Raw genomic sequence first — 23,585 nt, forward strand, 5'->3', positions numbered from 1 at the left:
GTCTCATGCTTGAACTGATGGCCAGAGGCGGGATGAGGGTTGGTGAAGTCCTGAAACTCAGGGCGATGGACGTCCATGACCGGAAACTGACGCTGAGGGACCCGAAAAGCGGCAAAGAACGGGAGTATGTTTTCATCCCACAGAAAGTGGCTGACCGGCTCAAGGAATACATCAGGGACAACGGGATTCACCCGGACCAGAGAATTTTTCCCTTGTCCTACGAGGCCACACGTAGCATGGTGAAAAAGGCAGGCAAAAGGGTCGGGATTCGGCTCAGGCCCCATGATCTCAGGAGACATGCTGCGACATATGCCTCTCGGTCAGGTGTGCCCATCGAGATCGTGTCAAAAGTCATCTTACGGCATGCGAACCTGTCAACTACCCAGATTTATTTGGGAAAAGTGCCTGACGCCGAGGCTATGAGGTGGATCGAGAACATCTATGCGTAACGTGATCGGGCCGGGGTGGAGGCCATAAAGGCCTTCAGCCCTGCTGACTCTTTTCGAATGACATATCCAATTGATATTAATAGACTTATTGGCATGCAAAGCCTGCCAGAGATGGCAGATATCCGTCAAAATCGGTGGTGCTGAATTTGTGGGTTATCCAAAAGGAAAGCGCGGCGATCTTATTCTTGTAACACTGCTGATTAGGACCGGTTTCAGCCGCTGATACATCTAAGCAAAATATGATCAATCTTAGCTCAATCGACAGCTTTCCGTTCTGATAGTGAGTCTATTTGGAAAACATTGCCTGTTTTGGTTGCACGGAAAGATCTCATGTGGTAGATATTCACTGAATCATTTGAAGCAGGACCCCCAATATCTTGTGGGTGCCAGAAAAGTTGAATGAATTCATAGGGCTGGGACCGACGTAGGCATATCTCAGGTTTTTGCTGGGCCAGAATCTATGAGATTACGAAAATATATCTGGCTATTTCGCATAGCCGACAGAAGAATCATATTCCATATTCACCAAGCCGCCGGGATCGGGGATATCCCAAGTACCGGTGGTCTATGATGGACTATGGATAAAACTCCGGACCTATGTCTCTTGTACGCCACCGGATTATCCCACACATACCGAAGAACCATTTCTGTTGACTTACTTGGCAAGTTGTTGCTGATAAGCCAAACACTCCTACCAAACCCATAACCTCGTAACAGGGGGTTATTGCATGGAGCAACCTCTCAAAATCTGTTGAGAATGTTTTCCGTTCGGAGGCACTGTCCGGATGGAGCGACTGTAAGCCTGGGAACATGGTCTTTTCAAAACCAGATTCAAACATTTGATAGTCAAATTAATATCAACAGCGTTTCGCAACATTTGAAGGAGGTCCAAATGAAAAGAGGAATCGTTTTTATCGGCGCTGCATTATCGTTATTAATTATGGCATCCCAATCAACTGGTGAGATGAAGATAACCCCTGATGGCGTGACATTTCCAAACGCCTCCACCCAGACCATGGCCGCTACCCCGCCGTGGTCGCAGATATTGCCGGCTGCTGATCGATTTCAGCTCGTGATGGGAAGGCTTGTGCTCGACCCCATCGTCCATATGGAATACCCTGCCGTTCTGGACAAAGAGACGGGGCTTGTCTGGCAGCGAGACACGGATAACGCCCTACGAGACTGGAATGGAGCTTGCGCTTATTGTTACATGTTGAGTCTGGGAGGCCGCAAAGGGTGGCGGCTTCCGACCATAGAGGAGTTGTCCAGTCTGGTGGATCCAAGCCGAACCGACCCGGCCTTGCCAGAAGGCCATCCGTTTACCAATGTGAAAGTGGCTGATTTTCACTGGTCGAGCAGTAGTACCTACGCGGGCTACCCGGACGGCGCGTGGTACGTCGATTTCGACTTTGGGTTCGTGCACTACTACGCTAAGACGGGTGACTATTACGTCCGTTGTGTGCGCGGCGGACATGGGTATGATGCTCGGTGATTGGATGATTTGAATTATTTGGTTATTGCAGTCTTGAGGGGGTACAGGGGGATTGTATCGCCCTGTTCGCGACCATTTTTTGAGACTCGACCGAAAGACGTGAAAGACGGGGTGCACTGAATTTAAAAATGGCCTATAAAGGTAAGCTGGAGAAGTTCTCCAAGGGCATTGGCTGTTTAAGCCAAAAAATGTATTTCAGGTTACCTGCTGATACGGCGGTTCAGACACGCTGATCACCGAAGGCCCGCAAACAACAGACGAAACGCATCAAGCAAACGGGCGTAACAGGTCGCTCGATCAAGACCATCCTCGGATAAGGCGTCAATGGGGCAGGCCTCTATACACTTCCCACCGTCCTTCTTTTTGCCATCTGCCAGTTCATCACGCCAGCCGGTTGCAGTGGCCGTATTTCTCTCAGACGCAGAAATCGATTGTCGGCCTTTGCACAGGCCATCATGGGCTTCCGCCAAATGTTTATCTGATTGTATTCCTCCGGGTAGCTGGCAGCGTAGTCTATGAGCCATTGCGAAAGTGTTTCGAAATCCATAATTCCATTCCTTTTAAGCGATTGTCCGATTGCCGCAAAGGTGCCATGAAAATCATACCCCCAGCTTGCGGCACAGCTCGTCGAAGTCCCGGGCTTCAATATCGAAATTGGGGTCATCCGGCTCCTCAAAACCTTCCGCCATGTTGTCCTCTTCAGGGACGTTGACATATGCCGTATGCAAACCGGCAGCCCGGGCTGCAGCCAGATCCCCTTCATGGGCAGCCACCATTATGGCTTCAGACGGCTTCAGCCCCAAAAGCCCTGTTGCTTTCAGGTAGGCCTGTAAAGACGGTTTGTAATAGCCCAAGAATTCACAGGACAAAATGCCGTCCCATTGGACACGGGCTCTCTTGGAACTCTGAACGATGCTCTCCCAACTCAAAATGGTGAGCACCACGACCGTGTATCGGGTCCGCAATCGGTCGATGGCTTCAGCCGCACCAGAAAAGGGCTTGAGATGACTCCAGGTCATTTCGACCAGAGATGTTTTGTCAAGCCCGTCCAGCAGTGGATAGTCGCCCGCCATGTTCACCAATGCCTGAAGATGCATGTGGTCGGCGTTCATCCAAGGCAGGTTTCCCTGCCTGACTTGGGTATGAACCTTGAACATCTCTGCCCGCCACGCATTGGCAAAAGCGTCACTGTCGATAATCTCTCCTTTTTCATCGGCCAGTTTCTGAATGTTTTCCCGGGCCGTGTTCTTCCAGTCAAACACGGTGCCCCCGACATCGAAAAATAGTCCTTTGACATTGTCCATATGGCCTCCAGTGGTCTTGATAAGCCGATTTCCATTCAGACGCTTCTGACAATGAACCTGAAACTAAACCCCGATGTTGCACAAAATTTCGGAAGCTGCTTGAAATGAATCGCGTATGTGAGCTTGGAAGCAGCTGTCGAATGCCCTGCAAGGACCTCATCATCTGTGCTGTCCCGGATAGGGCGGGTCAAGTGGTTTTGGCACATATATAGCAGGATATACCATTGCTTCATGCGGTTTTTAATGCAACATCGGGGTGAAACAAAAACGTTGTGCATTTCCTGTTGATTTAGATCTTCTACCCATTTAATGGAACAAAACCTTCTTTGATCCAACTGGTAACCAATGACCCCTTGTAATCGACTTTGTATCCCAATGATTTCATAGCATTCTCTTCAGTCTGAGTGACAATGATGACAAGCTTTAAAGACATGATCCCGGCCACTGAATTCAAGAATTTGCTGTTGGTCGGCTACCGAGAACTGATAGTCGTCGTTCACGGTACGGCGAAAAATTCGAGGTATGGTGCGTCTTTTCCGGTACTATTTGAACGATCCGTGTCGTCCCATGCCTCCCGCAAAACGTGATGCTCCCTTTACAGTCTCCCCGCTTTCGATCGTCGCCAATCCAAGCTTAAACTCATTTTTCATGGCTTCTTCAAAAGACAATTCCAACGCTTCATAAGCGGAACGTCTATCGGACAGCACACAGTTCCAGGGGAACTGAGCGATTTCAAGGGCCAATTCTTCGGCCTGCTCTCTGGATTTTCCGTAAGGAACCACCCGGTTGGCTAGGCCCATCCTGAGCGCCTCCTCGGCGCCTACGGGCCGACCCGTCAGGATCATATCTAAAGCGTTGGAGACTCCGATCAATCGAGGCAAACGGACCGTGCCGCCGTCAATCAAGGGAACACCCCAACGTCGACAGAAGACGCCAAAAACGGCGTCTTCGTCCATGACCCGAAGATCACACAGCAGGGCCAGTTCCAACCCTCCGGCCACGGCGTACCCGCTCACTGGGCAATGACTGGCTTGGGCAACTTCATGCGTGAAGGTCCCATGGGGGCATTGTCATCGGTTAACCAGCGATGGAAAATCCCCTTTGACAGAGATTTCAGGTCGGCACCTGCGCAAAAACAGTTGTCCGCCCCGGTCAGCACGGCCACTCTGGCATCCTTATCCGCCTCAAAATCTCGAAATGCATTGGCCAACGCCTTGGCCGTCGATGGATCTACGGCGTTGCGCACTTCCGGGCGATTGATGATTATTGTTGTGACACGTGCTTCTTTTTCAATGATCACATTCATTCTTATTCTCCCTCGTCAAGCCACTAATCCGGATCTAATCTTCTCTGCTTTAGCCCTAATTTTATCCATATCGCCGGGAATCAAACTCCTTTCAATCTCACGTCGCAATTTTCTTTCATCGTACCGAAATTTGAAGAAAATTGTCAACAAGGGAATCCATTCCATCCATTCCATGAATCTGCATCTGTATAATAAGCAGCGGGAGGCTCCATGTCCTAATCAAATACAGACATTCAGCTGGCGGTTTTGAAAAGATGAGTAGATTGAGATCGCTTCAGATGCTTATAGTCTATCTAATTGATATTGCAGAATATTTAGCATCGAGGATGCTGCCAGAGATGGCAGATATCTCAGGTTTTGAGAGGTCGCAATTCTTTGATATATCCAGAAGATAAGCCCGGTGGCTCCCTAAAGTTACTCCTCTCTGTTACGGCCGTCCAAGTCATTAAAAAAGATCATGCAAAACCGATCAACCTTGCCCCTATCGATATCTTTCCCTTTCAATAAAGACACTCTTAGAAAAGATCGTCTATTTTGGTTGCGCGTAGAGACGTGGTGTAGTAAGTATCAACAGAATCTCGCGGAACGGCACACCGCAATATGTTGTGGCTGCCAGAAAAACCTAATGAATCCATAGGGCTGGGACCGAGTAGGCATATGTAGCGTTTTTGGTGCGCCGAAATTTTTGAGGTTTCCAAAAGATGTACGAATGAAAGGACACACCGCTTCTGCGGATTTACAGCAAGCCGCTGAGTTGGAAGTCCAGTCCTGGAAATCACAGTGACAACCCCCATTTCCCGATATTCCCGAATAGCGGGAAAAGAACTTCTGGATACGCTGGATTTTCCTCCCCAAAGATCTCCCCAGCTTCAGTCAGCTGATAACGTTGGCAGTTGCAAGTCACGTGGCGACGGGTGATGGTGATTTTGCATGATTGCGGGTCAGCTCTACTGCTGACTGTTAGTCTCTTAAATGAAAACTGGCGTTCTCCGGTGGCTAAAGAGCCGGGCGATATCCTGCACAGGAATGGAACGATTGAGAAGAGATGAAGGCGAAAAAGGCCTATTAAACAACAATTTGGTGAGTGGAATTGTCGGAAAAAATCGAAAGGAGAAACCGATGAAAAAGATATCTTTTTCCAGGATTGTATATTTGCTGTTAGCCTTGTGTTTTGGCACAGTTTTGGGGTGTTCAAGCGATAGCAGTGACACCCGCAAAGATTACAGCTATCTATTGAAGGGGGCCTTTCTTGAACAGCCTTCGGGAGAAAATCATCCCGCTATTTTGCATATTGAAGGCAATCATTATGAAATGGGCTTTCAGCAGGGATACCTTCTGGCGGATCGTATCGCAGAGGCTTACAGCGCCTTTTTCACATTCACCGCATACCTGTATCATATTTTTCAGGGTGAAGAGATGGTGGTTCTCGAACAGACGCAGTTGAAGGCGTTTCATGAACTGCTGATTCAACAGTCCAAAAAATACTTCCTGAATGTTATTCAAGAGAAAACCCCCGAGCTTTTGGAGGAAATTCAGGGAATGGCGGATGGTTTGGCTGCAAAAGGATCTCCTTTTGGTTTTGATGATATCGTTGCCATGGCAGGCCTAATAGACGTAGTGGACAATGAAAACATGCTTTTTCTTGAGTTTTTTGAATTGGCGCCTAATGTGGCTGAATTGTCCATTTCAGGACTCGCTTGCTCGGGCTTTGCCGCCTGGGGGTCCGCCACATTCGATGGCAGAATCATCCATGGTGCAAACCAGGATCTTGTCAGTGTCGGCCTGCTGGATCAGACCATTGTTACCGTTGCGAAACCCGATACGGGGAATGCCTTCCTTCAGGTGAGCTTTCCCGGATGGTTTACCATGTCCGGCATGAACGAGGCGGGAATAACGGCAAGTGAAATGGCTTCCCCTTCCTCGGATACAAATCTTCTCGAAAATCCGGAAATTCCCCATACCCTGCATATGAGGATGATGGTCCAGTACGCCAATGACCTGGAACAGGCAACGGAGACGATTAAAACCTACGGCGGTGCGTCCGGATGGAACATCCTGGTTTCGGACGCCAATACCGGAGAAGCGGTGGATATCGAATGTTCGACCCTCAAGATTGGTCCCGTCTATCCCTGGGATGATCCCGCAACACCTTCGGTAAATGAAGCTCAAGGACTGTGTGTTACAAACCAGTATATGTCATGTCCCGGGTTCCGCGGTTATTCGGGTGAGAATCTGACCGTGGATCAAATGCAATACGACGGCGTGGATACATCCTCGTGGGGCACGGGAGATGAATATATGGTTAATTGGGAAGCCCAATTTCAGAAACAAGATTATGCACGTTCGGGATCATGGGATCGTTGGAGCCGATTATGGGATTTGTACGCTTCCAAATACGAGACGATTACCGTTGAAGATGTGATCGCATTCATGAGCGATACAAAAGAAGGGCCACACGGGGGAATTATTTCCCATGCCTCTGAAGAGATAATTTGGTTTGACGGTGAACCTGTGCCGCAAATAAATGGTCCCGACAAAGCGATCACATATTATTCACTTGCGAGCGTGTACAGTTGTGTCTTTGACCCTGAATCGAGCACAAAGGGTGTCGTATGGGTCGCGGCGGCCGGGGCCAAACCTGCTCAAAATGGCGCATTTTACCCCATTGATTTTGGAGATTCGCTGAATAAAACAAATCAATAGTGACTAAATGAAAAAATAGGAAAAGGCAATCAGAGCGACTGGAATATGTTCTTTCGCTTGAAAGCTCAAATGGGCACTTCTGAATCATGGTTTTTGCCAAAACCTAAATAAAAAACCTCGAAAGACAAATTCTCTTTCATGCACACGCCTCGAAATATGGCGTTCGGCTTACTGGGCGTACCCGATAGTAAGTCAACCAATTCAAATGTCTTGGTATCTTCATTCAGATGAGCGAAAAGTCGGCCATGACACACGTGGAATTCGAGAGGCAAGGGCCTGTAAATATCTCAGGTATGTCAGGTGGAAGCGGTTGGGTAGATGCCATCTACCCAACGCTATTATTTGAAAGCGGCTTCAAAGCTTGTGTCAAGGACCCTTACATTTTGTGGGCAATTCCTATAACATGATGAGGACGGGGTGGAGGCTAGGACGGTCTTCACCCTGCTGACTCTTTTGTGTGGCCGTAGCTTATTGATATTAAATGCTTTATTGGCATACGCAGCTTGCCAGAGATGGCAGTTATCTGTCAAAAGGATTGGTACTGAACCCGTGAGATAACCAGATGGTAACTCCGTGTCGCCCGGAGCTTTCCAACTCTCACAATTTCCTCCCATTCGCTGATCTCTCCGAATGAATATTATCGAGATACCCGTAAGCAAAACGATTGCGGCTAAAAGGACCCTATGATAAAGTACCTCCCTCAAAAAGACGCATCGGCTGTTTGCCATTTTTCGCTTTTGGTTTCATGAGACCCATCGGCTTACCCAATATCATCCGACATAGAGGAGTGATTTTTATGTTTCTCAAAAAGCCTTCTTTGTTAGTGATTTCTTGTGCTTTGTCATTAATCTTAACTGTGTCTTCCTGCAGCGATGACGATGGCAGCTCCACATCTGCCTATAGCCTACCCGAAACAGTGGATTACAGCACCCTTAGCTGGAGCGAGGCATTTGAGGCCGCGAACGCCAAATTCTCCAGGGAATATGCCTTTACGGAGTGGAAAGGTGTCGATTTTGGGAACCTCTATGCGAGGTTTGCACCAAGAATTGCTGCGGCTGAGGCTGCGGCCGATACAGACACCTATTACCGTACGTTGAGAGAGTATCTTTTTTCCATTCCTGATGGTCATATTATGATTACCTCTCCCGATCAAGTCGGCCTTTCAGCGGACGAGATCGCAGGCGGGTTCGGTCTGGTCGCAGCTGAACTGGACGATGGCAGGATCATCGCCGCTGCCGTTACAGACGGCGGGCCGGCCGCAAATGCCGGCATCCAGGTGGGAGCCGAACTCCTGGCCTGGAACGGTGTCCCAGTCGATGTGGCCGTAGAAGCAGTTTCCGTTCTTTGGAACAAAGAGCCGCCGGCTACGAATGAAAACAGGCGCATGGAAAAGATTCGCTTTCTCACCCGTGCCGCTGTTGGGGCGGCGAGAACCGTCGATTTCAGGAATCCCGGTGAAAGCGAACCTCATAGTGCTGTCATGATCGCAATCGATGACCACAAGAAGGGGCTGGATCTGGTCAATTTTGCCCCCAGTCCTGATATGGAAGATGTCATGAAACTGGTGGAATACCGGGTGTTGGACAGCGGCTATGGATATGTAAGGGTGTATGTTGAAAGTGATATGGATGGTGAATCCGAATATGCCTGGGCTGTATACGCCAAATTTGAGGAAGCCATTAAGTATTTTGTTGAACTAAACGTTCCGGGTCTCATCGTCGATTTGCGGGGGAATATGGGCGGATCGGATGAAACCGCAGCCGATCTTTCCGGATTTTTCTACAGAGAAGCCAGGCATTATGAAAACCAGTTCCTGTACAATGCACTGACCGGCGAATTCATGTGGGTGTTTATGGACGAGAAAGAGGGTGACATCCTTCCTATCCCCAAGCCTCTTGAGATAATGCCCCAAAGCGTCTATTACGGCGGTCCGGTCATCGCCCTTGTTAATCCGGCGTGCATCAGTTCAGGAGAAGGGATCGCCATGGGGATTAAGGGTTCTCCGAATGGGCGTGTGGTTGGCTTTTTCGGTACGAACGGGTCTTTTGGCATTACGGGCGGTACGATCATCATGCCTTATACATCGGAGTTCAGATGCGGGTTCGCATACCCGATCGGCCGCTCCCTCGATGCCGACTTCGTTGTTCAGATTGACAGCGGAAAGGATGGAAAGGGAGGCGTCTTTCCAAACAACCGTGTTCCTCGGACTTTGGAGAATGTGCTGGCTTATGCAAACGGTGATGACGTCGAATTGCAATTTGCCATCGCTATTCTTCAAAAGGGGAGTTGACCAAAATTGCTCTGGAATACCCTATATCCTTGACTTTTGAATCCACACAAGAGGGCCTCTGCTCCTATAATGCTACATCAATTTCACGAAGTTATTTAATCAGGACATCCTGTTGAAGATGTGGTTTTTCTTGATTGAATTCACCAAAGATTTTATGATAGGTTACGGCGAATAAGGATTGAACCTTTCAAATACCTCGGCGCGGCCATGTTCTATCTTCCAGCCAAAAAAGCCACTTTCATTATCCTTCTGAATCAGAGCAATGACTTTGGCGGAGCGCTCCGGATCTTTGTCTGCCTTGCCAATGCCGTTTTTCCAGGAACAATTCCAACAAAAGACCCTGAAATCCTGCCCGGTACTGAACAACGCTTTGTGATAAATTCAAAATAGGAGCGTGTATGTTCCATACCACTGCTTTTAAGCATCCGGATCGTAATTCTCGTGCTGTGGGTAACTCAGTATGAATGGGTGTTCAACACGTGAGAGAAAAGCGGAGGGTAAAGATGACTGAGATGAAAATGCAAATGGAATATGGGGTGTTTCTCATATTCACATGTCTTTTGATCGTATTTGCTGGCAGTGCTTCTGCCATCGCAGGGGCAAACTTCCGATGTGGCGGAAGAATTATAGCTGTGGGAGCTACTCGAGATTACGTTCTTGAGAAATGTGGAGAACCCACCAGCATTGAGGAAAGAACCGAAGGAATCGCGAGGGGATTCATGCACCGTTATCCGGAGGGCCATGAGGAACTCAAGTATGTTCTTGGAAAAATACAGGTTGAGGTGTGGACCTACAATTTAGGGAGCACACAATTTATTCGATATCTCACTTTCCGAAACGGCAGGTTAGTTGCGATTGAAACAGGAGGTTATGGCTATTAGAACTATCGCCAACTATTTTCCTTCTGAGCCATTTCAGTTTCGAATGAGAAAGGATGCTAATCTACTCAGAAGGTTTGGGGCAGCTCGGAATCCGGCCACCTGCGGGGCTTCGAGATCCCGATAGAGATCCCGAAGAGGCGTCGATCTCATGTAAAGTGCCTATGGTGGTGAAAGGAAACCGGTTTATTTTCATTCCCAAGGGCAGTTCACATAGAGTTTTAAGCGGTTGTCCATAATAAGCCCGGGTATCTCTCAAATCCTGTCCAAAAACAAGACTCTGTAATCCCTGTGAACTCTGCGAGAGACACTCGGTGATGTCATTTCGCGGCATCAAGCCTCTTTTCTTTTTCGACCCGTTCGCGAAGCCAAATTGCCATGAGTTGGGTGTGTGGAACGCCTTTCTTTCGGGCGAGGCGCTTGATCATCGAAAGATCAAAGGGGTCCATGCGGAGGGAGACGGGCTGACGGGGAGGACGGGGAACCTGAAACGGCTCAGCGTCATTCAGCAATCCCTGAATCTGCTCAGGAGTCTCTCTCGAAATCTCCTTGTCCCACCGGACAGCCTCTTGTTTGAGATTTTTTCTTGTCTTTTCTGGAATCCTGCTCATTTCTTTATCCTCTTGAAATAGGCCTTTTGGGTGGTGTTCGACATGGGGAATGCCGTCACGCAACGCCATGCGCCATACTGTGGATAAGGGGCAACAATCACTTCGATACATGTGCCCGAAGCGTCTGTGCCCCACAGCCGGTATCTATATTCACCTGATTTTATATGTTTTTTCTTCTGCTTAACAGCCAGGGTCGGAAACGGCCCCTCGCTGTAATAGACCTCTTCAACCTGCTCCGGGGTCAACCCATGCTCAGCAATATGGCTGATATTGTCTTCGTCCCAATCAGGTGCAAGATTCTCATCAGGTCTAATCATAAATAGAATTTAGCGTAATCATTTGATTACGTCAAGTCTCCCGATCAGGATGTTCAGATCTCCTTTCCCAATCAAAAGCGTAACATCGCTCACCTGGCAGAGAAAATCAACCTTCCTCTTGTAACGGTCTCCCCGTCTTTTCGTCACACAGCAGTTCGCTGCAGAGGGTGAATTGTCCATCCGGCGCCGGCTTTTCGGTTGCAAGCACTGCCGTCATTCGAATCTCACATTCTGAAATCTGAAAGATTCTTCTGCCATGGAAAGTTTTCATGTTGAAGCTGAATGCTTGTGATACTATCATTCAGTGAGCCGGATCGAAGGTGGGAATGATCATGCCTGGGATGGTTCACCGGTCCCCGTTAAGACGCCATTCCGTTGAAATAGCAGTATCTTACTGAGAACCTCCATCAGCCCCGTATCCGCAATCCGACGATGCTGATCTCCCTGATATTATTATGCGATTGCATCGCGCGGACATCGGCATTTCATGGTTTGGATTGACATTGCTCATGATTGGGGGCATTAAGAATCAAAAGGGATGGATAGGGCCTTCGTTATTGATGGCAAATGACGAGGAAAGGCTTGAACATCGGCAGGAGCGGATGATGAAGGAAGCGATTTTGAAAAATATGGCCCATATGACCTATGGGATTTATGTGCTCACCACACGCTTTGAACAGAGCATCAACGGCATGATCGCTTCCTGGATGAGCCAGGTTTCCTACGAGCCGCCGTTATTCATGGTGGCAATCCATCCCAACCGCTACTCACACGAATTGCTGGTGCAAAGCGGGTCTTTTGCCCTACACATTATTTCCAGCGAACAGAAGAGTCTCCTGCACCGTTTCAAAGGCCCAATCGCCAAAGAAAAATTTGAATCGATTGACTGGAAATACGGTGTGACCGGGTGTCCGATCCTGGCAGACTGCATCGGCTGCATGGAATGCCGTATCATACAAAGCCTGGCTCCAGGGAACCATACCTTGTTCATCGGTGAGGTGGTTAACGCGGTTTTCAATGCTGAAAAAAGACCACTTTGCACATTGGACTACGAGGGCAGCTACCTGGGCAAGGCATGATTGCGCGAATGAGGGGAGACCACATGGAGACACGCATTACCATTCTTTGCGACAACAGCATCAGCCGGTCGGGATTTGTGGGCGAACACGGGTTCAGTTGCCTCATTGAGAGGGGAGATGAGAAATACCTCTTCGATACGGGTCCGGGGAGGTCCCTTCCCCTTAATCTCGAAACGCTGAACATGGACCTCAAGGGTCTGAAAAGGATATTTATCAGCCATGGGCATTATGACCATACGGGCGGACTCCCGTGGGCGGTGCAGCAGGTGGGCGAGATCAAGGTGGTTGCCCATCCCGCGGTTTTTTCCCGGCATATGGTCATGGATCCGGCGGCACCGGACAAGCCTCCCCGGTATATCGGATGCCCGGCCTCCCGAGAGGAGTTGGAGCGGTCCGGCGCGATCTTCAGGTTTATGGACCACACAGAGGAGGCGGCACCCGGTGTCTGGTTTGTGACCGGAATAGACCGGGACCCTGATAAAGCGCCGAAGGATCCCCGGCTGGTAGTGCCTGAAGGAAATGGATTTGTGCAGGATTTCATCGAAGACGACGCATCGCTTCTCATTGAGACAGATGGCGCTCCTGTGCTGATCCTGGGGTGCGCCCATGCAGGGGTCCTGAACATCCTGGAGTATTTGTGGACAAAGATGGGGATTGACAGGCTCCGCGCCATCCTGGGGGGGACCCATCTGATGTTCTACGGCCCGGAGGACCTGCCCGGGGTGATTAAGGAGTTTGAGAGGTTTTCCGTTGACCTGGTGGGGGTCTCCCACTGCACGGGTTTTCAGGCGGCCGTCAAACTCTCAAACCATTTCGGCGATCGATTTGCGGCCGCATCCGCGGGAAAGACGTTCACTTTTTAAAAATCTGCGGATAACCGCAACCAAAACAGCCGTGTGCTGTCCCGTCATTCCGGCATGCCCTTAGCCGGAACCAGTCCGCCCTATTTCTGGATTCCGGCTGGAAACGTGCCGGAATGACGGAAGGCTAAGTGGGCAGTGGAAGGATGGCCGTATTCTCTTGTTTTCATGACAGAAAACCTGGCAATAAGGTCCTGAATAACCAAAGACCGGACAGAAGACCATTTATCAGGAGGTTTTAATACCATGCGTTCAGACATATTAAAGAAAGATATCGAGACACTGCCGCATCGGGCATTGCTCATGTCGGCAGGTTTGAAAAAGGAGGATTTTGATGCGGACAGGCCGTTTGTGGGCGTGGCCAACAGCTACAACACCATTATTCCCGGTCATATCCATCTCAACGAATTGACCCGTGAGGTCAAAAGGGGTATCCGGGACGCAGGCGGGGTCCCGCTGGAATGGGGGGTTCCTGGCGTATGCGACGGGGTGGCCATGTTTGTGGAGATGCGGTTGAGCCTCCCCAGCAGGGAGCATATTGCGGACAACATCGAGATCATGGTCCTTTCGCACTCCCTGGACGGATGGGTCGGGGTTACGGCCTGCGATAAGATTACGCCCGGAATGCTCATGGCGGCCGGTCGTCTCAACCTGCCTGCCCTCATGCTGACCGGCGGACCCATGAAGGCAAATATCGTGAACGGCTTGAAGCACCATCCGATCGAGGGATTCGGACTGGTCGGGCAGGTGAAGGGGGGCCGGATGACGGCGCAGGAGGCAGAGGCAATGCTTCCCGCCATGACCTGCGGGGCCGGTTCCTGTGTGGGGCTCTATACGGCCAATACCATGTCCGTGGTGACCGAGGTCCTGGGCATGTCCGTGACCGGGTGCGCCACCACCCTTGCGATCGATCCCCGGAAAAAGGAGGAGGCCTATGAATCTGGGAAACGGATCGTAGAACTGATCAGGAACGATGTGAGGCCCAGGTCCATCATGACGCCCCAGGCCTTTGAAAATGCCATCCGGGTGGATATGGGGATGGGAGGCTCCACCAATGCAGTGCTCCACATCCCGGCCATCGCCCGGGAGGCAGGGATACAGATCGACCTGGATCTGTTTGACAGGGTTTCGCTGGAGACGCCGCACCTGTGCGCCATCATTCCCGCCGGCACCCATGAGATGGCCGATATCGGGAGGGCAGGTGGGATACCGGCGGTCCTCAGCCGGCTGCGCCATCAGATAAAGGACTCCCCAACCGTGAATGGCACATCCATCAGGGAGGTCGCCATTGAAGGGAAGGTCCTGGATGATGACATTATCCGGCCCCTTGACAAGGCCTACCATGCACAAGGCGGGATTGCGGTACTAAAGGGCAACATGGGAAACAGCGCCATTATCAAACAAACGGCAGTGGCGCCGGAGATGCAGGCCCATTCCGGTCCGGCAAGGGTCTTCTATGCGGAACGGGATCTCCTGGCCGCCCTTGAAAATAAGGAGATCAGAGAGGGGGATGTGGTGGTCCTCCCCTTTCAGGGACCGGCAGGCGCCCCCGGAATGCCGGAAATGCTGACCCCCACCGATGCCATCAAGGGGGCCGGGTATAAGAAAGTGGCCCTGATTACCGACGGCCGGTTTTCAGGGGCCACATCAGGTCCCTGCATCGGGCACGTTGAAATGGAGGCCTATAACGGCGGGCCCATCGGCGCCGTCAGGGATGGGGACATCATCGATATCGACATCCCCAACAGACACCTGAATGTGCGATTAAGCGATGAACAGATCAGGCAGAGGCTGAAAGATGTCTCTGTTCCCGAAAGAGCGCTAACGCCTCTCCTGAAACATTACAGAGAAAAGTTTAGTGGGATCAACTGTTATGGGCATTAGACCGGGAGGAGCGCTCTATTGAAAATCATGATCGCGTCCGATCCGGCCGATCTGGCCCGCAAGGGAGCAGCCATAGTTTCACAAACCGCGCAAATGAGCGTCGCATTGAGGGGACGCTTCATGGTTGCCCTGTCCGGCGGGTCGACCCCCAGGCCCATGCACCGCCTCCTGTGTGAAGCGCCACACCTTAATGAGATCCCGTGGGACAGGACCCATATCTTCTGGGTGGATGAGCGCTGCGTTCCTGCAGATGATCCGGCAAGCAACTATGGGGCGGCCAGGGCCGACCTTCTTGACCGGGTGCCTGTCCTTCCCCATCAGGTTCACCCCATGCCAATGAATCTTTCCCCTGAGGAGGCGGCCGCGACCTGCCAGGAAGAACTGGTCCGCTTTTTTCAATCACCGCCTTCAGAGATTCCGGTATTTGATCTCATCATTCTCGGCATCGGGACCGACGGACACACGGCCTCCCTCTTTCCCGGCGATAATGCCTTGAGGGAGCAAGAGCGGCTAGTGGTCCCGGTCAGGGGAGGGGATCCTGATGTCGACCGCCTGACCATGACACTTCCCCTGCTCAACAATGCCTTAGAAATCGTCTTTCTGGTCTCGGGAAAGCGCAAGGCACCAATCCTGAAGTCCATCCTCGAGGGACCTCCAGGTAAATATCCCGCGCAGATGATCCAACCGATCCATGGCAATCTTACCTGGCTACTGGACCGGGAAGCGGCTCCCCGGCGCCATTGGTGAAGTTCCAAAAAATCTCCCCGGTTTTTGCCTTGACCTCAGCAGACAAAAATATAGGACAGGTAGCGCCGTCATTGTCACACGCACAGACTCCGGGCTCGATCTCTTTATACCTCACCTGAGAACGCCGCCTCACCGAAAGGGCCATGACCGACATGATCCTTGCAATTTTGCTTAGAATCTCTTAAGGTAAAAGCCGTCAGTCTGCGATTTTGTTTACGGAGGTATATCCATGCCACTCGATGAACTTCTCCCCAAGGCACTCAAGCTGCATCCCAAACAAGAAGCCGTGGTCTGCGGTGAGGCCCGCATGGACTACCAGGCCTTTGGCCAAAGGGTCTGGCGGCTGTGTCAGGGGTTGATCTCATTAGGGCTAAAGCGGAATGAACGTGTAGCGATTATCCACGAGAATTCAAACGAATTCCTTGAGGCCTACTTTGCCGCGGCCCACTTGGGGGCCATCCTGGTCCCCCTCAATTTCCGGCTGTCTGCCAAGGAACTGGCAGTGATCCTCAACGACAGCCAGACGCGCATCCTCATCTCACAGGGCCAATTTCACGATAAGGTCAACGCCCTTCCCGCATCCGTTCCCACCATCGAACAGGTGATCTGGACCCGGGCGGATTTTGAACCAGGCGGTCCACGGGAACTGGGTTATGAATCGCTGTTGGCCGGTCAGAGGCCGGAACCACCGCCTGTGCAGGCCCTCAAAGATGATGACGTGGCCCATCTCTACTATACCAGCGGCACCACCGGCCGGCCCAAAGGGGTGATGTTGACGCACAAGAATGTCAAGAGTCATGCCCTGGGCACCATTGCCGAACTCCATCTCACGGACAGCGACAACTGGTTTCATGTGGCCCCGCTCTTCCATCTGGCCGACGCCTGGGCCACCTTTGCCATTACCTGGGTCGGCGGGAAGCATGTGATCCTCCCCTCGTTTGAGCCCCTTGAGGCGCTTCGCATGATTCAGAGGGAAAAGATCACCCTGTCCAATCTGATCCCCACCATGTTGAACCTGATGGTCAACCATCCTGATGTGGACGGATTCGATTATTCGAGTCTCCGTGTCATCCTGAGCGGGGGAGCGCCCATCGCCCCTGAAACCGTGCGCAAGATCATCGACGCCTTCAAGTGCGACTATATTCAGACATACGGGATGACTGAAACCAGCCCCTATCTGACCCTTTCGATTCTCAAAAATTACCTCAAGGACCTCCCGTGGGAGGAGCAGCTCCGATTCAAGGCCAAGACCGGACGGGAATTTATCAACGTCAGTCTCAGGGTGGTGGATGAAAAGGGGGATGATGTCGCGACGGATAATGGCCAGGTAGGAGAGATTATTGTCCGGGGGGACACGGTGACGCCCGGTTACTGGGAGCTGCCCGAGGAAACCCGGGCGGCCATCCGCGACGGCTGGCTCTACACCGGAGACCTGGCGGTCATTGACGAGGAGCAGTATGTGACCATTGTGGACCGGAAAAAGGATATGATCCTGACCGGGGGCGAAAACGTCTATTCCACCGAGGTGGAGAATGTCCTTTATCAGCACGAGGCCGTTCTGGAGGCGGCAGTCATCGGGGTGCCCGATCCCCACTGGGGGGAGGCGGTGAAGGCCTGTGTGGTATTGAAGGAGGGGTGTGCGGCGACGGCCGAAGGTCTCATCTCATTCTGCAAGAACGAGATGGCCCATTACAAGGCACCGAAAAGCATTGATTTCCTGGAAACCATTCCCAAGACAGGCTCCGGCAAGATATATAAGAAAGGACTGCGGGATCCTTACATTCAAAAAACGTAATGACCATGAACGGAGATTCGATGCCATGTGAAGCAGGATTATCTGTTGACAACTGCACCTGCTTGCCTCTAAAATTAGCGATATTCTCCTTAGAGAACCTATGCATTACACCTCGAGAGACGACCTCAGAAGGGATAAAAGGCAATGGACGCGAAGAATGACAAAGATAAGGAAAAGGTGAAATACGGCCGCATCATCGGTGTCATCATTTTAGTTCTGGTCGTGGTTTCCCTCATTATCATGGCGATCAACTCGAGAAAACCCGAGCCACTCCAGCTGGGGGAATTGGACAAGACCGTCAACGGGGCTGCTTTTGTCAAGGCAAATGAACTCCTGATTGAACAGATGAGCGATAACTGGCTGCCCAACGATCTCTTCTGGCCCACGGTTTTTCTGGATAACATGCCCAATTTCCAGATCGGCCAGCTGGAGGTGATCCGGTACAACATACGGGTGCTGAGGGATAATCTCTCCCGGATGCGGACCACGGACAAACTGGATCGATGGGCCGAAGGCGCCTTTACCGCGCTTTCCAACGACCCCTACAAGTGGTGGTTTCCATCGGCCGAAAGCAGATGGCAGAAGGCCTACAAAGACCTGCAAGGCTATTATCAGGGCTTGAAGAATGGAACATCCTTTTTTTATCCCAGGGCTGACAATCTGGTGGAACTGCTGAACCAGTATGCATCGCTCATGGGCGGGGTAAACACCCGGCTGATCAATGCGCCGCAGCGCAAGGGGACGGTCCTGCCGGTCACGGAAGATGCGGGGAAGCCGTCATCGGCAGACGAAATGGTCCAGATCGATATCCCCTGGCGTCAAATTGATGATAATTTTTACTATGCCCAGGGCGTTGCCTATGCCCTCCATGAAGCGTTCAAGGCCATCCGGATCGATTTTTATGAGGTGCTGGACCGTAAAAATTCCCTCAAACTCATCGATAAAATTACTGAACTGCTTGCACGGTGCCAATTTGAACCGTGGATAGTGTTCAACGGTTCGCCCGACAGCATCTTTGCCAATCACTCCTTGAATGTCTCGGGTGTTTTCAATGATGCGCGGCAGAAGATCTACTCTTTGACGGTGGCCCTGCAACAGGGATAACGACGTTTATATTCCGGTTTCATCATCGCTTCGGCCAAAGAGGGCAGATGCGGCTTTCAGTCGCAGACACTGGCAATGGGGTGTAACTGAAGGCTATCTCCCCGTGGTCGCAATCCGTCGGTGGTTGCACCGGGACCGATGCATGATCAATATCTGGATTATGGGTCAGGGAGTTTCCACCCGGGATATGCCCGTCTTTTGCCATTCCGTTTCCAAGCCCTCTTAATTTTAATCGGTCAGCGTATATCTCTTGAGCGGAATCGAAAGGCCCGGCAGGGCCTTTTCAGGAAAGGCGGCCGTCTAATGCACGAGATGTCGATTGCCCAAAGCCTTCTCGATATCATAAAGGAAGAGATGGAAAAACACCACGCAAGGGTATTGCGTTCGGTTCGCCTTAATATCGGCCGGCTTTCAGCCGTTGTGCCGGAATCCCTCTCTTTCTGCTTCGAGGTGATGACGAGGGGCACCCCATTGGAAGGCGCCAGGCTGGACATGGAAATTATCCCCCTCAGGGGAATCTGTCGAGAGTGCAAGGAGGAATTTGAGATTGAGGACTACGCATTTGAGTGCCCCCATTGCCACAGCCGGGATATTGAAACCATATCCGGTCAGGAATTATCCATCGTGGAAATGGAAGTGGACTGAGTGCAACGATCATCCGGCAGCAAATATTCCAGCATGAAGGAGTACTAAAATGAAGGTATCGGTGGTAAAGAATATATTGGAGGCCAATGAGCGCATTGCTCAGGAGAACAGGGCAATATTTGACGAAAAGGATCTCCTGGTGGTTAATCTGATGAGTTCCCCTGGGGCGGGAAAGACCAGCCTTCTGGAAAAGACGATCGGCGCCCTCAAGGACGAAATTCGGATGGGGGTCATTGAAGGAGACATCCAATCATCTCAGGATGCCGAGCGAATCGCGGCAATGGGGATCCCGGCCGTGCAGATCAATACCGGAGGCGCCTGCCACCTCGACGGGAACATGATCCGAGATACCTTCAAGGAGTTTGATTTTGACGCCCTCGATCTTCTTGTGGTTGAGAACGTGGGCAATCTTGTCTGTCCGGCGGAATTCAAGGTTGGAGAAGATTTCAAGGCCATGATCCTGAGCGTGGCCGAGGGGGACGACAAGCCGGCCAAGTACCCTCTCATGTTTCACGAATCAGAGGTCCTTCTGGTGAACAAAATTGACCTTCTCCCCTATGTGGACTGCTCGGTTGAAAAGATTCGGGAGGAGGCCTTGAAGATAAACCCGGGTCTCTCTATTTTCGAGATCTCCTGCAGGACAGAAGAGGGTCTGTCGGCCTGGTATGACTGGCTCCGAGAGAAGGTGAAGGCCCGGGGGTCGGCGCGGAAACAGCAATGAACAAACGGTCCAGAGGGGCTATCCAGGGCATTGTCCAGGGGGTTGGTTTTCGCCCTTTTGTCTACCGTCTCGCCGCAAGGCACGGCCTGAGCGGGTATGTCGCCAATTCGCCTGTCGGGGTGGAGATAGAGGTTGAGGGCGCTGAAGCGGACATCCGGATGTTTGCCCGCGCCGTGGCGACCGAGCATCCCCCTCTGGCCTACATCGCCGATGTCCGATGGGAAGAGATCGCGCCGAAAAATGAGGTGGCGTTTACCATCATCCAAAGCCGGGAAGGGCCGGAACGATCGGCCCTCATCTCCCCTGATGTCTGCATCTGTCCCGACTGCCTCTCGGAACTGCGGGACCCGCTGAACCGGCGGTTCGGATATCCCTTCATCAACTGCACCAACTGCGGCCCCCGATATACCATTATTGAAGATGTCCCGTATGACCGGCCCGCCACCACCATGCGGAAATTTGCCATGTGCCGCGCCTGTCAGGAGGAATATGATAATCCTGTTGACCGGCGGTTTCATGCCCAGCCCAATGCCTGCTGGGAGTGCGGTCCGAAGACCTCGCTTCACGACAGAGACGGCAATGCCATTTCCTGCGAGGACCCCGTTGCCGCGTGCATATCCCTCCTTCAGGAAGGGGCCATCCTTGCCGTTAAGGGGCTGGGGGGATTCCATCTGGTGGCGGATGCATCCAACCACGCGGCCGTGGCCGGACTCCGAAAAAGAAAACACCGGGAAGAAAAACCATTGGCCGTCATGGTCAGGGATATGAATGCCGCCTTCGAGATTGCCCATGTCAATGACCAGGAGGCCGGACTCCTGGGTTCCCGGCAGCGCCCTGTGGTCCTTCTGAAAAAACGGCGGTCCCATGGCCTATCTTCCTTGGTTGCCCCGAGGAACAGGTATCTGGGCGTGATGCTGCCCTATACGCCGCTCCATTATCTGTTGATGGACGGCCCGTTCAGGGCCCTGCTCATGACCAGCGGGAATATGACGGAAGAACCGATCTGCATCGACAATAAGACGGCGGTCAATCGTCTCAAAGGAGTTGCCGATTACTTCCTGACCCACAATCGCGATATCTATCTCAGGAGCGATGACTCGGTCCTGAGGGTGGTGGACGGGATCTCAAGACAGATTCGTCGTTCCAGGGGATATGTGCCGATACCGATTTTTTTGCCGGACGAGTTGAAAATGCTCCCCCCTGTTCTGGCAGTGGGGGCGGAACTCAAAAATACGATCTGTCTGACCAAGAAAAACCGTGCATTCTTGAGCCAGCATATCGGAGATATGGAGAATCTGGAGACCTTTGACTTTTTCTCTCTGACCGTGTCCCATCTGAGTCGCATACTGGAGGTCGAACCCGAGGTAGTGGCCTGTGATCTTCACCCTGATTACCTCAGCACCCGGTTCGCACGGGGCCAAAAGGAGCGCCCTGTCGTCGCGGTACAGCATCATCATGCCCATATCGTCAGTTGCATGGCGGAACACGGTCTCAGGGGACCGGTCATCGGGGTGGCGATGGACGGGACCGGACTGGGCCTGGACGGCCATATCTGGGGAGGAGAGGTCATCGTCTCCGATTTAACCTCGTTCAACCGAAAGGCGCAACTTGAGTATGTCCCCCTCCCCGGCGGGGACGCCGCCGCCAAGAACCCCTGGCGCATGGCCCTTATCTATCTTTACAAGTCCTATGGCGAGGACCTCTTCGATCTTTCCATCCCCTTTGTCCGGGATCTCAATCCACCGGAGGCTTCCATCGTCCTCCGGATGGCGCTGAAGGGGATCAATTCACCCTTGACCTCCAGTTGCGGAAGGCTGTTTGATGCAGTCTCCGCCTTATTGGGCTTGAGGCGGACCATCGCTTACGAGGGCCAGGCGGCCGTGGAACTTGAAATGGCACAATCCGGCACAGATGAAGGGGTTTACCCCTGGGAGGTAAGTCCGGAAGGGTGCGGCTGGATAATAAAGACCGCCGGAATCATTCACGGCATTGTTCAGGATATGGAGAACGGAGAGGGGAGGGGGGTCATGGCCCGGCGGTTTCACAACACCCTCATCCGAATGCTGAGAGACGTCTGCCTTATGATGAGGGAAGAAACCGGGATCCAACAGATCGCGGCCAGCGGCGGCGTGTTTCAGAACGCCACCCTCCTCACCGGCCTGACCAGGGTGCTTGAGGCCGAAGGCTTCAGCGTATATACCCATGCCAGGGTGCCGGCCAATGACGGGGGGATATGCCTCGGCCAGGCCGTCTGCGCCGGACTGAGACATCTCGGCCTTAAAGGGGCATTTGAGGACAGCAATGAAATATATGGATGAATACCGGGACAGGGATGTGGCAAAGGCCCTCTCCGAAAAGATCCGGGAGGTTTCGCAACGACCGGTCCGGTTTATGGAGATCTGCGGGACCCATACCATGGCCATTTTCAGGCACGGGATCCGCAGTCTTTTGCCGGAGCACATCCAATTGGTCTCAGGACCCGGATGTCCGGTCTGCGTGACGGCCATGGAGGAGATAGACAGGGCGGTCAAACTGGCACGGATTCCCGGAGTCCTGGTGACCACCTTCGGAGATATGCTCAGGGTTCCCGGAAGCTTATCCTCCTTGAAAAATGAACAGGCCAATGGCGCCGCCGTCAAGATGGTGTATTCCACCATCGATGCCCTCAGACTTGCGATCGACACCCCCGATCGTGAGGTGGTGTTCTTAGGGATAGGATTTGAGACGACGGCGCCCACGGTTGCCGCCGCCATCAAGACGGCTCATGAACAGGGGCAAAAGAACTTCTCGGTGCTTTCCGCCCACAAGCTCCTCCCTCCGGCCATGGATGCGCTCCTGTCGGCGGGGAACCTTGCCATAGACGGCTTTATCTGCCCCGGCCATGTCACCACCATTATCGGCACCGCCTCTTATGAAAAGGTGGCGGAGCGATATCATATCCCGTGCGTGGTGACCGGATTTGAACCGGTGGATATCCTGGAGGGGATCCTCATGCTGGTGAAACAGGTGGAGGAGCAAAGGGCGACGGTACAGATCCAGTACGGCCGCGGGGCGAGCCCGGAAGGAAATCAGGCGGCCCTCCACCTGATGGATGAGGTGTTCGAACCCTGTGATTCCCCGTGGCGGGGCCTGGGCAACATACCCCGAAGCGGTCTGGCGATTCGAAAGCGCTATTCGCTCTGCGACGCCCGAAGCCGATTCGACATCGCCGTGCCGCCGGCCAGCGAACCTGCGGGATGTCGTTGCGCGGAAATCCTGAGGGGTGCGGTCCGCCCTACGGATTGCAGGCTCTTCCGAAAGGCCTGTACCCCTCGTACGCCGATCGGTCCCTGCATGGTTTCGAGCGAGGGGACATGCGCGGCCTATTTCAAATACCATGACGACGACGAAGAAGGATGAA

At 52.3% G+C, this 23,585-nt stretch carries 19 protein-coding genes and 1 pseudogene; 15 read left to right on the forward strand and 5 right to left on the reverse strand.

What is annotated here, in order from left to right:
• Positions 1 to 449 (forward strand): site-specific integrase (locus tag K9N21_10460; protein ID MCF8144330.1); only part of this gene is annotated, 449 nt, incomplete at its 5' end.
• A 757-nt stretch (positions 450 to 1,206) separates the two neighbouring features.
• Positions 1,207 to 1,941: a DUF1566 domain-containing protein gene (locus K9N21_10465; GenBank protein MCF8144331.1), complete on the forward strand. Its 735-nt coding sequence runs from the start codon at positions 1,207 to 1,209 to the stop codon at positions 1,939 to 1,941.
• Between the two features lie 337 nt (positions 1,942 to 2,278).
• Here K9N21_10465 and K9N21_10470 read toward each other — a convergent pair whose 3' ends face one another.
• From K9N21_10470 to K9N21_10480, 3 genes and pseudogenes are all read right to left on the reverse strand, one after another.
• Positions 2,279 to 2,488, reverse strand: a complete 210-nt coding sequence (locus K9N21_10470; protein MCF8144332.1) for a hypothetical protein — start codon at positions 2,486 to 2,488, stop codon at positions 2,279 to 2,281.
• A 52-nt stretch (positions 2,489 to 2,540) separates the two neighbouring features.
• A complete protein-coding gene (locus K9N21_10475; protein MCF8144333.1) occupies positions 2,541 to 3,245 on the reverse strand; it encodes an HAD hydrolase-like protein in 705 nt (234 codons plus the stop codon).
• Between the two features lie 542 nt (positions 3,246 to 3,787).
• A pseudogene (locus K9N21_10480) lies at positions 3,788 to 4,551 on the reverse strand (crotonase/enoyl-CoA hydratase family protein).
• A 1,119-nt stretch (positions 4,552 to 5,670) separates the two neighbouring features.
• On the opposite strand from K9N21_10480, the gene K9N21_10485 reads away from it, so the two are divergent.
• The 3 genes from K9N21_10485 to K9N21_10495 all read left to right on the forward strand — a co-directional run bounded on the left by K9N21_10485 (position 5,671) and on the right by K9N21_10495 (position 10,425).
• On the forward strand, positions 5,671 to 7,254 hold the full coding sequence (locus tag K9N21_10485) for a hypothetical protein (GenBank protein ID MCF8144334.1): 1,584 nt from the start codon (positions 5,671 to 5,673) through the stop codon (positions 7,252 to 7,254).
• A gap of 916 nt (positions 7,255 to 8,170) precedes the next feature.
• Positions 8,171 to 9,544 carry a peptidase S41 gene (locus K9N21_10490; protein MCF8144335.1) on the forward strand — a complete coding sequence of 458 codons (1,374 nt, stop codon included), beginning with the start codon at positions 8,171 to 8,173 and terminating at the stop codon, positions 9,542 to 9,544.
• 503 nt (positions 9,545 to 10,047) lie between these two features.
• Complete coding sequence (locus tag K9N21_10495) at positions 10,048 to 10,425, forward strand: DUF2845 domain-containing protein (protein ID MCF8144336.1); 378 nt, start codon at positions 10,048 to 10,050, stop codon at positions 10,423 to 10,425.
• Positions 10,426 to 10,742: 317 nt separating this feature from the next.
• On the opposite strand, the gene K9N21_10500 is transcribed toward K9N21_10495, so the two are convergent.
• Together K9N21_10500 and K9N21_10505 are read right to left on the reverse strand one after the other, a co-directional pair.
• Positions 10,743 to 11,033, reverse strand: a complete 291-nt coding sequence (locus tag K9N21_10500; protein ID MCF8144337.1) for a BrnA antitoxin family protein — start codon at positions 11,031 to 11,033, stop codon at positions 10,743 to 10,745.
• Complete coding sequence (locus K9N21_10505; GenBank protein MCF8144338.1) at positions 11,030 to 11,350, reverse strand: hypothetical protein; 321 nt, start codon at positions 11,348 to 11,350, stop codon at positions 11,030 to 11,032. The genes K9N21_10500 and K9N21_10505 overlap by 4 nt, the downstream gene beginning before the upstream one ends.
• A 605-nt stretch (positions 11,351 to 11,955) precedes the next feature.
• Here K9N21_10505 and K9N21_10510 point away from each other — a divergent pair.
• From K9N21_10510 to hypD, 10 genes are all read left to right on the forward strand, one after another.
• Entirely contained in the window at positions 11,956 to 12,429 is a 474-nt protein-coding gene (locus K9N21_10510; GenBank protein MCF8144339.1) for a flavin reductase family protein, read from the forward strand.
• A 23-nt stretch (positions 12,430 to 12,452) separates the two neighbouring features.
• Positions 12,453 to 13,292 (forward strand): MBL fold metallo-hydrolase, encoded by an 840-nt coding sequence (locus K9N21_10515; protein MCF8144340.1) that lies wholly within the window; start codon positions 12,453 to 12,455, stop codon positions 13,290 to 13,292.
• A 243-nt stretch (positions 13,293 to 13,535) separates the two neighbouring features.
• The gene (ilvD, locus tag K9N21_10520) at positions 13,536 to 15,173 is read left to right on the forward strand and encodes a dihydroxy-acid dehydratase (GenBank protein MCF8144341.1); all 1,638 of its coding nucleotides are present in this window, start codon (positions 13,536 to 13,538) and stop codon (positions 15,171 to 15,173) included.
• An 18-nt stretch (positions 15,174 to 15,191) separates the two neighbouring features.
• Positions 15,192 to 15,920: a 6-phosphogluconolactonase gene (gene pgl / locus K9N21_10525; GenBank protein MCF8144342.1), complete on the forward strand. Its 729-nt coding sequence runs from the start codon at positions 15,192 to 15,194 to the stop codon at positions 15,918 to 15,920.
• A gap of 229 nt (positions 15,921 to 16,149) precedes the next feature.
• On the forward strand, positions 16,150 to 17,715 hold the full coding sequence (locus K9N21_10530; protein ID MCF8144343.1) for a long-chain-fatty-acid--CoA ligase: 1,566 nt from the start codon (positions 16,150 to 16,152) through the stop codon (positions 17,713 to 17,715).
• 144 nt (positions 17,716 to 17,859) lie between these two features.
• Positions 17,860 to 18,819 carry a DUF2333 family protein gene (locus K9N21_10535; GenBank protein MCF8144344.1) on the forward strand — a complete coding sequence of 320 codons (960 nt, stop codon included), beginning with the start codon at positions 17,860 to 17,862 and terminating at the stop codon, positions 18,817 to 18,819.
• A 303-nt stretch (positions 18,820 to 19,122) separates the two neighbouring features.
• On the forward strand, positions 19,123 to 19,464 hold the full coding sequence (hypA, locus tag K9N21_10540; GenBank protein MCF8144345.1) for a hydrogenase maturation nickel metallochaperone HypA: 342 nt from the start codon (positions 19,123 to 19,125) through the stop codon (positions 19,462 to 19,464).
• Between the two features lie 49 nt (positions 19,465 to 19,513).
• On the forward strand, positions 19,514 to 20,185 hold the full coding sequence (gene hypB, locus K9N21_10545; protein MCF8144346.1) for a hydrogenase nickel incorporation protein HypB: 672 nt from the start codon (positions 19,514 to 19,516) through the stop codon (positions 20,183 to 20,185).
• Complete coding sequence (gene hypF, locus K9N21_10550) at positions 20,182 to 22,503, forward strand: carbamoyltransferase HypF (GenBank protein MCF8144347.1); 2,322 nt, start codon at positions 20,182 to 20,184, stop codon at positions 22,501 to 22,503. Before hypB ends, hypF begins: the two co-directional genes overlap by 4 nt.
• On the forward strand, positions 22,487 to 23,584 hold the full coding sequence (gene hypD / locus K9N21_10555) for a hydrogenase formation protein HypD (GenBank protein ID MCF8144348.1): 1,098 nt from the start codon (positions 22,487 to 22,489) through the stop codon (positions 23,582 to 23,584). The genes hypF and hypD overlap by 17 nt, the downstream gene beginning before the upstream one ends.
• The last annotated feature ends 1 nt before the right edge of the window (position 23,585 follow it).

The sequence above is a fragment of the Deltaproteobacteria bacterium genome (assembly GCA_021737785.1).
Taxonomy (GTDB): Bacteria; Desulfobacterota; DSM-4660; order Desulfatiglandales; family Desulfatiglandaceae; genus AUK324.

Excerpts from the sequence above, each read along its gene's own strand:
- K9N21_10515 (MCF8144340.1), top strand. The coding sequence starts at position 12,453 with ATGGAGACACGCATTACCATTCTTTGCGACAACAGCATCAGCCGGTCG.
- hypB (MCF8144346.1), top strand. The coding sequence starts at position 19,514 with ATGAAGGTATCGGTGGTAAAGAATATATTGGAGGCCAATGAGCGCATT.
- K9N21_10495 (MCF8144336.1), top strand. The coding sequence starts at position 10,048 with ATGACTGAGATGAAAATGCAAATGGAATATGGGGTGTTTCTCATATTC.
- hypA (MCF8144345.1), top strand. The coding sequence starts at position 19,123 with ATGCACGAGATGTCGATTGCCCAAAGCCTTCTCGATATCATAAAGGAA.
- K9N21_10465 (MCF8144331.1), top strand. The coding sequence starts at position 1,207 with ATGTTTTCCGTTCGGAGGCACTGTCCGGATGGAGCGACTGTAAGCCTG.
- K9N21_10530 (MCF8144343.1), top strand. The coding sequence starts at position 16,150 with ATGCCACTCGATGAACTTCTCCCCAAGGCACTCAAGCTGCATCCCAAA.
- K9N21_10510 (MCF8144339.1), top strand. The coding sequence starts at position 11,956 with ATGAAGGAAGCGATTTTGAAAAATATGGCCCATATGACCTATGGGATT.
- K9N21_10470 (MCF8144332.1), bottom strand. The coding sequence starts at position 2,488 with ATGGATTTCGAAACACTTTCGCAATGGCTCATAGACTACGCTGCCAGC.
- K9N21_10535 (MCF8144344.1), top strand. The coding sequence starts at position 17,860 with ATGGACGCGAAGAATGACAAAGATAAGGAAAAGGTGAAATACGGCCGC.
- K9N21_10475 (MCF8144333.1), bottom strand. The coding sequence starts at position 3,245 with ATGGACAATGTCAAAGGACTATTTTTCGATGTCGGGGGCACCGTGTTT.
- K9N21_10500 (MCF8144337.1), bottom strand. The coding sequence starts at position 11,033 with ATGAGCAGGATTCCAGAAAAGACAAGAAAAAATCTCAAACAAGAGGCT.
- hypD (MCF8144348.1), top strand. The coding sequence starts at position 22,487 with ATGAAATATATGGATGAATACCGGGACAGGGATGTGGCAAAGGCCCTC.
- K9N21_10485 (MCF8144334.1), top strand. The coding sequence starts at position 5,671 with ATGAAAAAGATATCTTTTTCCAGGATTGTATATTTGCTGTTAGCCTTG.
- hypF (MCF8144347.1), top strand. The coding sequence starts at position 20,182 with ATGAACAAACGGTCCAGAGGGGCTATCCAGGGCATTGTCCAGGGGGTT.
- ilvD (MCF8144341.1), top strand. The coding sequence starts at position 13,536 with ATGCGTTCAGACATATTAAAGAAAGATATCGAGACACTGCCGCATCGG.
- K9N21_10505 (MCF8144338.1), bottom strand. The coding sequence starts at position 11,350 with ATGATTAGACCTGATGAGAATCTTGCACCTGATTGGGACGAAGACAAT.